This window comes from Curtobacterium sp. HSID17257 (genome assembly GCF_003989515.1).
Lineage (GTDB): Bacteria > Actinomycetota > Actinomycetes > Actinomycetales > Microbacteriaceae > Curtobacterium.
On the sequence record NZ_RBLU01000109.1, the window covers coordinates 1 to 10,102 of the forward strand.

Below are 10,102 nucleotides of genomic sequence, written 5' to 3' on the forward strand. Positions count from 1 at the left end.
TGGCGGAGGCCGAGGACGCCCTGCGGGTGTTCGAGGAGCGACCGCGACCCGTCGTGGACGCGTCGGGTCGGCCGGCGCTGCTGGACGTCGTCGAGGCTGCCCGGGCCGCGGAGATCGAGCAGCGCATCCAGGTCGAGACCGTGCGGGAGCGCGCTCGGTCGGAGCGGAACCGGGCGGCCGGCCTGCAGCGGCAGCTCGAGGCGGAGCGTGCTGCTGCGGAGGAGGCAGCGCGGCAGGCGGTGGTCCGCCGCGGGCAGATCGCCGTGGCCGAGGGCGTCCTCGCGGACCTGCCGGGGGTGCTCGGGGCGGTCGACCGGTCGCTCGCCGAGGCCCGCGTGCTGCTCGCGACCGAGGAGGCCGAGCGCACGAAGCGCAACACCGAGCTGCAGGTCGTCCGGAACGAGGAGCGCGAGCTCCGCGAGCGGCTGCAGACCATCACCGACGGCGTGCACTCGCTCGAGATGGAGATCTACGAGAAGAAGCTGCACGTGTCCGGCGTGCTCGACCGTGCGCAGAGCGACCTCGGTCTGAACGAGGCCGTGCTCGTCGCGGAGTACGGGCCCGACGTCCCGGTGCCGGTCGACGTCCTGGTCGACCCGCGGGTGCTCGCGCGGCGACACCGCGAGGCGGAGCGGGCGCGGGCGGCGGCCGACGGCGCGGACTCCTCCGCGGCGGTACCCGACGGCGCCGGCGGCTCCGACGACGCCGACGACGCCGACGCGCTCGACGCGGCCGACGTCGACGTGCCCGAGCTCGTCGACGCCGAGTCGACCCTCCCCGGTGGCCCGGCGCTGCCCGAGCTCGACACGACCGACGAGGTCGACCCGGCCGACGTCGCGACGGTGCCGTACGTCCGGGCCGAGCAGGAGCAGCGGCTCGCGGCGGCGGAGCGGGACCTCGGTCGGCTCGGCAAGGTGAACCCCCTCGCGCTCGAGGAGTTCCAGGCGCTCGAGCAGCGGCACGCGTTCCTCGCCGAGCAGCTCGACGACCTGCAGAAGACCCGCGCCGACCTCCTCACGATCATCGAGGAGCTCGACACGAAGATGCAGACGATCTTCGAGGCGGCCTACGACGACACGAAGGCCGCGTTCGACGTGATCTTCCCGATCCTGTTCCCGGGCGGCACGGGCTCGCTCACGCTGACGAACCCGGACGACATGCTCACGACGGGGCTCGACGTGCAGGTGAAGCCCGCGGGCAAGAAGATCGACCGTCTCACGCTGCTGTCGGGCGGGGAGCGGTCGCTCGCGGCGGTTGCCCTGCTCGTGGCGATCTTCACCGCCCGACCGTCGCCGTTCTACATCATGGACGAGGTCGAAGCGGCGCTCGACGACGCGAACCTCGGGCGGCTGCTGACCGTGTTCGAGCGGCTGCGGGAGTCGTCGCAGCTCATCGTGATCACGCACCAGAAGCGCACGATGGAGATCGCCGACGCGCTGTACGGCGTCTCGATGCGCCAGGACGGCGTGTCCGCCGTGGTCGGCCAGCGCGTGCAGCGGCGCGAGCCCGCCGACGCGGTCGCGTAGCGCGGCTGGCCGGCGCCGGGCGGCCCGAGTCTCGGGCTCAGCGACAGTTCTCGCGCCCCTGAGCCCGAGGACCGTCGCTCAGCGTGAGTCTCGAGCACCCGGTTCCGCCGCGGACGGACGGGAGGCGCGGTGCCAGCTGGCACCGCGCCTCCCGTCCGTCAGGTGGTGACGACTACTTCGCGTCGGCCTCCACGGCCTCCTTCGGCTGTCCCGTCGGGGTCAGGCCGCGCTCCTGGCGCTTCTTCGACACGATGAGCGACGCGGCGGTGGCCACGGCGATCGTCAGCGCGATGAAGCTCAGCGAGAACCAGATCGGGATCTCCGGGGCCCACTCGATGTGCTCGCCGCCGTTGATGAAGGGCAGCTCGTTGACGTGCATCGCGTGGAAGACGAGCTTCACACCGATGAAGGCGAGGATGACCGCCAGGCCCTGACCGAGGTAGATGAGCCGCTCGAGCAGGCCCGCGATGAGGAAGTACAGCTGACGCAGACCGAGGAGCGAGAACGCGTTCGCGGTGAACACGATGAACGCGTCCTGCGTGAGACCGAAGATCGCGGGGATCGAGTCGAGTGCGAACAGCACGTCGGTCAGGCCGATCGCGACCATGACGAGCAGCATCGGGGTGAACAGGCGCTTGCCGTCGACCTTCGCGGTGAGCTTGTCGCCGTGGTAGTCGTCGGTGGTCGGGATCACGCGACGCAGGACACGGATGAGCCGGGAGTCGCCCTCCTCGGCGCCGTGGTCGTTCCCACTGCGCGCCTGCGACCAGGCGAGCCAGAACAGCAGCGCGCCGAACAGGTAGAAGACCCACGAGAAGTTCTCGATGATCGTGACGCCCAGGGCGATGAAGACACCGCGGGCGACGAGGGCGATCGCGACGCCGACCAGCAGGACCTTCTGCTGGAACTCCTTCGGCACCGCGAAGCTCGACATGATGATCAGGAAGACGAAGAGGTTGTCGACCGACAGGGCCTTCTCGGTCAACCAGCCGGCGAAGTACTCGCCACCGGCCTGACCGCCGCCGAAGACCAGGATCCCGACACCGAACAGGATCGCCAGGCCGACGTAGAACGCCGACCAGAACGCGGACTCCTTGATGTGCGGCACGTGCGGGGTGCGCACGTGCGAGTAGAAGTCGAACACCAGCAGCGCGAGGATGCCCGCGATGGTGAGGAGCCAGACGAAGAGGGGAACGTCCAATGGATGTCCTTCAGGTTCGGGGCGTCCCGCCGAGCGGGTACGCCGATGCCTGAAGGTCTCCTCCGCCGTGTCGACCGACTGGTCCGACACGACCGGCGTCCCGGGTCTGGATCGTCCCAGACCGTACTGACGGGTGCGCCGCGCGGGAGTACTCCCCTTCAGGAACCGAGGATACCGGGCGCGGGTGCTGCTCGTCGCGCCCTAAGCTGGGAGCATGGCGAGTTCCTGGTCACTGTCCTCCCGTCTCCGCGGCCTGTTCCAGCGGAAGGCCATCGACGAGACCACGTGGGACGACCTCGAGACCGCGTTGATCGGTGCGGATTTCGGCCCCGACATCGCGGACGAGATCATCGAGGGCCTGCACGCCCGGGTCGACCGGTACGGCACGACGGACCCCGCCGACCTGCAGCGCATGCTCCGCGAGGTGCTCGAGGAGCGCCTGTCGAAGCTCGACACGACGCTCAAGCTCAGCAACCGCCCGGCGGTCGTGCTCGTCGTCGGCGTGAACGGCGTCGGCAAGACCACGACGATCGGCAAGTTCGCGAAGTTCCTCAAGACCTACGACCGCACGGTCGTGGTCGGCGCGGCGGACACCTTCCGCGCGGCAGCGGTCGAGCAGGTCGCGACGTGGGCGCAGCGCGCCGGGGTCGAGGTCGTCCGTCCGGCGCAGCCCGGTCAGGACCCGGCCTCGGTGGCGTACCAGACGGTCGAGAAGGCCATGCGCGACGGCACCGAGATCGTCGTGATCGACACCGCCGGCCGCCTGCACACCAAGGCCGGTCTGATGGACGAGCTCGGCAAGATCAAGCGCGTCGTCGAGAAGCAGACCGAGATCGCCGAGGTGCTGCTCGTCCTCGACGCCACGACCGGGCAGAACGGTCTCGCCCAGGCGCAGGCCTTCATCGAGGGCGCCGGGGTCACCGGGCTCGTCATCACGAAGCTCGACGGGTCGGCGAAGGCCGGGTTCGTGCTCAGCGTGCAGGAGAAGACCGGCATCCCGATCAAGCTCATCGGCCAGGGCGAGGGCATCAACGACCTCACCGGCTTCACGCCGCACGTCTTCGTCCAGAACCTCGTCGGCTGACCGTCGCGGCGCCTCCGTCACGCTCCCGGCGAACGCGTCCACGCGGCGGGGAGTAGCGTCCCTGACGGCCCGGGCATCCGCTCGGTCTCGTTCCAGGGATTGGAGACCCTCATGCCCGCACTGCTGATCATCGCGATCATCGTCGGCCTCGTCCTGCTCTTCAGCGGCATCTTCGTCGGTGCCCTGAAGTTCCTGCTCTGGGTGGGCATCGTGCTCATCCTGCTGGCGGTCATCGGCTGGCTCCTCCGGAGCATCCGCGGTCGCGCGTAGCGACGGCCGGTCACGTCGGACGTGACCACGCGAGGACGGGAGGCCCGGTACCAGCTGGTACCGGGCCTCCCGTCGGTCGCCGGAGCTGCGCTACACGGCCTGGCGCCCCGGTGACGCCTCGAGCAGGTGGGCGAGGTGCGGCGGTACCGTGCCCCCGCGCGCGACCGTCGCGCGCGCCCACAGCCGGCCCGCCCGGTAGGACGAGCGCACCAGCGGGCCGGCGAGCACGCCGGAGAACCCGATGTCCTCGGCGATCTCGCGCAGGTCGACGAACTCCTCCGGCCGTACCCAGCGTGCGACGGGCAGGTGTCGCGGCGACGGCCGGAGGTACTGCGTCAAGGTGATGATGTCGGTGCCGGCTTCGTACAGCTGCTCGAGCGCGTCGACGACCTCGTCCCGTTCCTCGCCCATGCCGAGGATGAGGTTCGACTTCGTCACGAGTCCGGCGTCACGGCCCTGGGTGATGACGTCCAGCGAGCGCTCGAAGCGGAACGCGGGGCGGATGCGCTTGAAGATCCGGGGCACCGTCTCGACGTTGTGTGCGAAGACCTCCGGTCGGGCGTCGAACACCTGCCCGAGCTGGTCGGGGCGGCCGTTGAAGTCCGGCACGAGGATCTCGACGCCGGTACCGGGGGAGTGCTCGTGGATCTGCCGGATCGTCTCCGCGTAGAGCCAGGCACCGCCGTCGACGAGGTCGTCGCGCGCGACCCCGGTCACGGTCGCGTACTTCAGGCCCATCGACACGACGGAGTCCGCCACGCGCCGGGGTTCGCCGCGGTCGAGCGGGCTCGGCTTGCCGGTGTCGATCTGGCAGAAGTCGCAGCGCCGGGTGCACTGCGAGCCGCCGATCAGGAAGGTGGCCTCGCGGTCCTCCCAGCACTCGAAGATGTTCGGGCAGCCGGCCTCCTGGCAGACGGTGTGCAGCTGCTTGTCCCGGACCAGTGCGGAGAGGTCGCGGAACTCCGGGCCCTGCGTCGCGCGGGTCTTGATCCAGGCGGGCTTCGTCTCGATGGGTGTCGCGGCGTTGCGGGCCTCGACCCGGAGCATGCGGCGGCCGTCGGGGGCGAGGGTCATGCGGCGACCTCCTGTCGCGTGGTGCTGGTGGAGCTGATGCGACGACCGGCGTGCATGCCGTCGACCGCCTGCTGGATCCGCGGCCCGACGAGGGCAGCGACCTCGTCGACCGTCACGGTGCGCCCTGCGGCGGCGCTCAGCGTGGTGACCCCGGCGTCGGCGATGCCGCACGGAACGATGGCGCCGTAGGGGGCGAGGTCGTTGTCGCAGTTGACCGCGATGCCGTGGCTCGAGACGTGCTCGGCGACGTGCAGGCCGATCGCGCCCACCTTGTCGTGCGGGCCGCCACCCGGTCGGGGCACCCAGACGCCGCTGCGCCCGTCGACCCGTTCGGCGGTGACCCCCACCGAGGCCGCCGCGTCGAGGACGACCTGCTCGAGGTCGCGGACCCACGCGACGACGTCGAGGGGGTCGGCGAGCCGGACGATCGGGTAGGCCACGAGCTGCCCCGGTCCGTGCCACGTGATCCGTCCGCCGCGGTCGACGTCGACGACCCGGGACCCGTCGGTCGGCAGGTCAGCCGGCTCGGTGCGGCGCCCGGCGGTGTAGACGCTCGGGTGCTCGCAGAGCACGACGACGCCGGGGGAGTCGCCGGCGACGACGTCGGCGTGGAACGACCGCTGGACGGCGAGGCCCTCCTCGTAGTCGAGGAGCCCGGGCCAGCGGATGATCTCGAGCTGGGGCACGTCGAGCACGCTACCCCGGTTCCTGGACGCAGTCCAACAACCGGTCTGCAGCCGGTCCGGGGCGGTCGGGGGTGGCCCTGTAGAATCGTCGGACCATGGCACAATTCGGCTCACTCTCCGATCGGCTGACCGAGACCTTCCGCAACCTGCGGAGCAAGGGTCGTCTGTCCCCGTCCGACGTCGACGGCACCGTCCGCGAGATCCGCCGGGCCCTGCTCGACGCGGACGTCGCGCTCGAGGTCGTCAAGGCCTTCACCGCCTCGGTGCGCGAACGCGCGCTCTCGGACGAGGTCAACAAGGCGCTCAACCCCGCGCAGCAGGTCGTCCAGATCGTCAACGAGGAACTCGTGGGCATCCTCGGCGGGCAGCAGCGCCGGCTCGAGTTCGCGAAGCGGCCGCCGACGGTGATCATGCTCGCCGGCCTCCAGGGCGCCGGCAAGACCACCCTCGCGGGCAAGCTCGGCAAGTGGCTCAAGAAGGACGGCCACACGCCGATGCTCGTCGCGGCGGACCTCCAGCGTCCGAACGCCGTGCAGCAGCTGCAGGTCGTGGGCGAGCAGGCCGGCGTGCACGTGTTCGCTCCCGAGCCCGGCAACGGCGTCGGTGACCCGGTCAAGGTCGCGAAGAACGCGATCAAGGCCGCGGTCGACCAGCAGTACGACACGGTCATCGTGGACACCGCCGGTCGACTCGGTGTCGACGCCGAGCTCATGAAGCAGGCGGCGAACATCCGCAAGGCCGTCGACCCGGACGAGGTCCTCTTCGTCATCGACGCGATGATCGGTCAGGACGCCGTCACGACCGCCCGTGCCTTCCAGGAGGGCGTCGACTTCACCGGCGTCGTCCTGTCGAAGCTCGACGGCGACGCCCGCGGTGGTGCGGCCCTGTCGGTCGCCAGCGTCACCGGTCGCCCGATCATGTTCGCGTCCACGGGCGAGGGGCTCGACGACTTCGAGCCGTTCCACCCGGACCGCATGGCGAGCCGCATCCTCGACCTCGGTGACATCCTGTCGCTCATCGAGCAGGCGCAGTCCGCGTTCGACGAGGACGAGGCGCGCAAGGTCGCCGAGAAGATCGCGACCGACTCGTTCACCCTGAACGACTTCCTCGCGCAGATGCAGCAGCTCCGCAAGGCCGGCTCGATCAAGGGCATGCTCGGCATGCTCCCGGGCGCGAAGGGCATGCGCGAGGCGCTCGACAACTTCGACGAGAGCGAGATCGTCCGGACCGAGGCGATCATCCAGTCGATGACGAAGCAGGAGCGCGAGCTCCCGAAGCTCCTCAACGGCTCCCGTCGACTCCGCATCGCGAAGGGTTCCGGAACCACGGTGACCGAGGTCAACGCCCTCGTGAACCGCTTCGAGCAGGCCGCGAAGATGATGAAGACCGTCGCGCGCGGTGGCGTCCCGCAGATGCCCGGCATGGGCCCGATCCCCGGCATGCACGGCGGCAAGAAGAAGCAGCAGCAGGGCGGCGCCAAGAAGAAGAAGGTCGGCAACCCCGCCAAGCGCGCGGCGCTCGCGTCGGGTGCGGCGGCGCAGCCGCAGCAGCAGGCACCCACCGGTTCCGGTCTCGGGCTCGGCGGTCCGAAGGGTGGCAAGGCGCCCACCGAGGAAGAGCTGGCCAGCCTGCAGAAGTTCCTGGGTCGCTAGCCGCGACCGGATGACGGGAGGCCCGGTGCCAGCTGGCACCGGGCCTCCCGTCCGTCCGTGGGTCGCGTCTAGAGCGACTCCCGCAGCTCCGTGACCAGGTGGCGGACCACCGCGCGGAGGTCGCCGCCGCTCTCCTGCGCCACCCGCAGCTGCCGCTGGTACGACGCGCCCTCGGTGATCATCGTGTCGAGGTGGTGCAGCTCCTGCTCGCAGCCGAGCCGCTCCGCGATCGGGGCGAGCCGTGCGACCAGGTCGTGCACCTCGTCGGTGACCAGACGCTCGTCGCCGGCGGCGTTCGTGATGATCTCCGCCTCCATGCCATACCGGGCGGCGCGCCACTTGTTCTCGCGGATGAACCACGGCTGCATCGACGGCAGGCTCTCGCCGCGGTCGAGCCGGTCGGACAGCGCCGTGACGAGGCACTGGACGAACGCCGTGACCGCGCCGACCTCGTGCAGCGTCGAGACCCCGTCGGACACGCGGTTCTCGAGCGTGCCCCACCCCGGCGAGGGGCGGATGTCCCAGCGCAGGTCCTTGAACCCGTCGATCACGCCGGTCCTCGTCAGGTCGTCGACGACGGTCTCGAAACCGCGCCAGTCGTCGATGCCCGGGGGCAGCCCGCCGGTGGGGAGCTGCTGGAACATCAGGGCGCGGTTCGAGGCGTAGCCGGTGTCGGTCCCGCCCCAGAACGGGCTCGACGCCGTGAACGCCTGCAGGTGCGGCACGTACGCGAGCATCGCGTTCATGATCGGCACCGCCTTGTCGCGGTCATCGATGCCGACGTGAACGTGGACGCCCCAGATGAGCATCTGCCGACCCCACCACCGCGTGCGGTCGATCAGGGTCGTGTAGTGCTCGCTGTCCGCGGTGATCTCCTGCTGGTCCCACAGCGCGAACGGGTGGGTGCCGGAGCACATCACCTGCGCGTCGAGCGGTTCGGCGGCGTCGATCACCTCGCCGATGATGCCCGCGAGCTCGCTCGTCGCCCCACCGACGGTCTCGTGCACGCCCGTGACCACCTCGACGGTGTTCGTCAGGAGCTCCTCGGTCACCCGGTCGTGGTCGCCGAGACGCTCCTGCACGGCGGCGATCACGGCGGGGGCACGGGGCGCGAGGTCGCCGGTGCCGCGGTCGACCAGCGGGAGCTCCCACTCGACGCCGATGGTCGACGGGCGGGACTCGGTGAAGCGGATGTCCATGGGGCCATCCTGCCCGTCGGGTTGGAGGGTCGGCACAAGGAACTCCGTCCCGGGCACGTCGTCCGGCAGAGTGGTGGCCATGAGCAGCGTTGCCGTGTCCGACCTCGCCGTCCTCTCGTCGCCGTGGGCCCTCGGTCCGCTGCACCTGCGGAACCGCGTGGTGATGGGGTCGATGCACACCGGGCTCGAGGTCCTCGACGACGGCGGCGCCGCGATGGCCGCGTTCTACCGGGAGCGGGCCGCCGGCGGGGTCGGGTGCATCGTCACCGGCGGGATCGCGGTCAGCGACGAGGCGCGTGGCGGGCCCGACTTCGCGGTGTTCGGCGTCGGGGGAGCGGACGAGCGGTTCCGGGTCGCGGTCGACGCGGTCCACGACGAGGGCGGGGCGGTGCTCGCGCAGCTCTTCCACGCCGGCCGGTACGCCCTCGCGAACGGCATGGTCGACCGGCACGGGCGACCCCAGCGCGTCGTGGCTCCCTCGGCGCTGCCGTGGGCCGCTGCACGCGGGGTGCAGCCCGTCGCGCTCACCGACGCCGAGGTGCGCCACACGATCGAGGACTTCGCCGCGGCTGCACGGTCCGCTGCTGCGATCGGCTTCGACGGCGTGGAGATCATGGCGTCCGAGGGGTACCTGGTCAACCAGTTCCAGTCGCCGCTGACGAACCTCCGCGACGACGAGTGGGGCGGGGACGCGGTCCGACGCCGTCGCTTCGCGATCGAGGTCGTCCGAGCCGTCCGTGCCGCCGTCCCCGACCTCGCGGTGACGATCCGGTTGTCCGGGGCCGACCTCATGCCCGGGTCGACCACCGACGACGAGGTCGACGCGCTCGTGCACGACCTGCTGCCGCTCGGCCTCGACGCGGTGTCGGTCGGCATCGGCTGGCACGAGTCGCGCACGCCCACCGTCCAGGCCTCGGTGCCGCACGGAGCCTGGCTCGCCTACGCCGAGCGCATCGCTGGCGTGGTCCGCCGATCCGCGCACCCCGACGTGCAGGTGATCGCGTCGAACCGGATGACCGACCTGCGCGACGGCGAGGCGGTGCTCCGGGACGGGCAGGTCGACGCCGTGGCCCTCGCCCGTCCGTTCCTCGCCGACCCGGACATCGTCCGCCGGTCGCTCGACGGCCGCTTCGACCTCGTCAACACGTGCATCGGCTGCAACCAGGCGTGCCTCGACCGCTCGATCGTCGGGCAGCCGGTGTCGTGCCTCGTGAACCCGCGCGCCGGCCGCGAGCTCGCCCTGCCGCTGCGTCCGACGACCGAACCCAAGCGTGTCGACGTCGTCGGTGGTGGCCCCGCCGGGCTCGCTGCCGCGGTGGACGCTGCGCGGCGGGGTCACGCCGTGACGCTCTGGGAGGCCTCGGACACGCTCGGCGGGCAGTTCGCGCTGGCAGCCGCCGTCCCGGGCAA

General features: G+C 71.1%; 9 protein-coding genes. 5 read left to right on the plus strand and 4 right to left on the minus strand.

Annotated features, from left to right (window positions below):
• Window positions 1-1,526, plus strand: a 1,526-nt coding sequence (locus tag D8M35_RS16945; protein ID WP_202976561.1) for an AAA family ATPase, incomplete at its 5' end; no start/stop codon positions are given.
• A 172-nt stretch (window positions 1,527-1,698) separates the two neighbouring features.
• Here the strand turns inward: D8M35_RS16945 and D8M35_RS13550 are convergent.
• Window positions 1,699-2,727: a TerC family protein gene (locus tag D8M35_RS13550; RefSeq protein ID WP_126892327.1), complete on the minus strand. Its 1,029-nt coding sequence runs from the start codon at window positions 2,725-2,727 to the stop codon at window positions 1,699-1,701.
• A gap of 214 nt (window positions 2,728-2,941) precedes the next feature.
• Here D8M35_RS13550 and ftsY point away from each other — a divergent pair, with 214 nt between their 5' ends.
• The gene (gene ftsY, locus D8M35_RS13555) at window positions 2,942-3,811 is read left to right on the plus strand and encodes a signal recognition particle-docking protein FtsY (protein WP_126892328.1); all 870 of its coding nucleotides are present in this window, start codon (window positions 2,942-2,944) and stop codon (window positions 3,809-3,811) included.
• Window positions 3,812-3,922: 111 nt separating this feature from the next.
• Window positions 3,923-4,081: a DUF4175 domain-containing protein gene (locus tag D8M35_RS16660; protein ID WP_137767577.1), complete on the plus strand. Its 159-nt coding sequence runs from the start codon at window positions 3,923-3,925 to the stop codon at window positions 4,079-4,081.
• Between the two features lie 90 nt (window positions 4,082-4,171).
• On the opposite strand, the gene lipA is transcribed toward D8M35_RS16660, so the two are convergent.
• Both lipA and lipB read right to left on the minus strand, forming a co-directional pair.
• A complete protein-coding gene (lipA, locus tag D8M35_RS13560) occupies window positions 4,172-5,155 on the minus strand; it encodes a lipoyl synthase (protein ID WP_126892329.1) in 984 nt (327 codons plus the stop codon).
• Window positions 5,152-5,826 (minus strand): lipoyl(octanoyl) transferase LipB, encoded by a 675-nt coding sequence (gene lipB, locus D8M35_RS13565; protein ID WP_238638235.1) that lies wholly within the window; start codon window positions 5,824-5,826, stop codon window positions 5,152-5,154. Before lipB ends, lipA begins: the two co-directional genes overlap by 4 nt.
• Window positions 5,827-5,936: 110 nt before the next feature.
• Between lipB and ffh the strand changes: the two genes are divergently transcribed.
• A complete protein-coding gene (gene ffh, locus D8M35_RS13570; protein WP_126892331.1) occupies window positions 5,937-7,493 on the plus strand; it encodes a signal recognition particle protein in 1,557 nt (518 codons plus the stop codon).
• A gap of 68 nt (window positions 7,494-7,561) precedes the next feature.
• On the opposite strand, the gene D8M35_RS13575 is transcribed toward ffh, so the two are convergent.
• Window positions 7,562-8,692 (minus strand): glutamate--cysteine ligase, encoded by a 1,131-nt coding sequence (locus tag D8M35_RS13575; protein WP_126892332.1) that lies wholly within the window; start codon window positions 8,690-8,692, stop codon window positions 7,562-7,564.
• Between the two features lie 79 nt (window positions 8,693-8,771).
• Between D8M35_RS13575 and D8M35_RS13580 the strand changes: the two genes are divergently transcribed.
• Window positions 8,772-10,102: FAD-dependent oxidoreductase (locus D8M35_RS13580; RefSeq protein WP_161972670.1), on the plus strand; the 1,331-nt coding region annotated here is incomplete at its 3' end.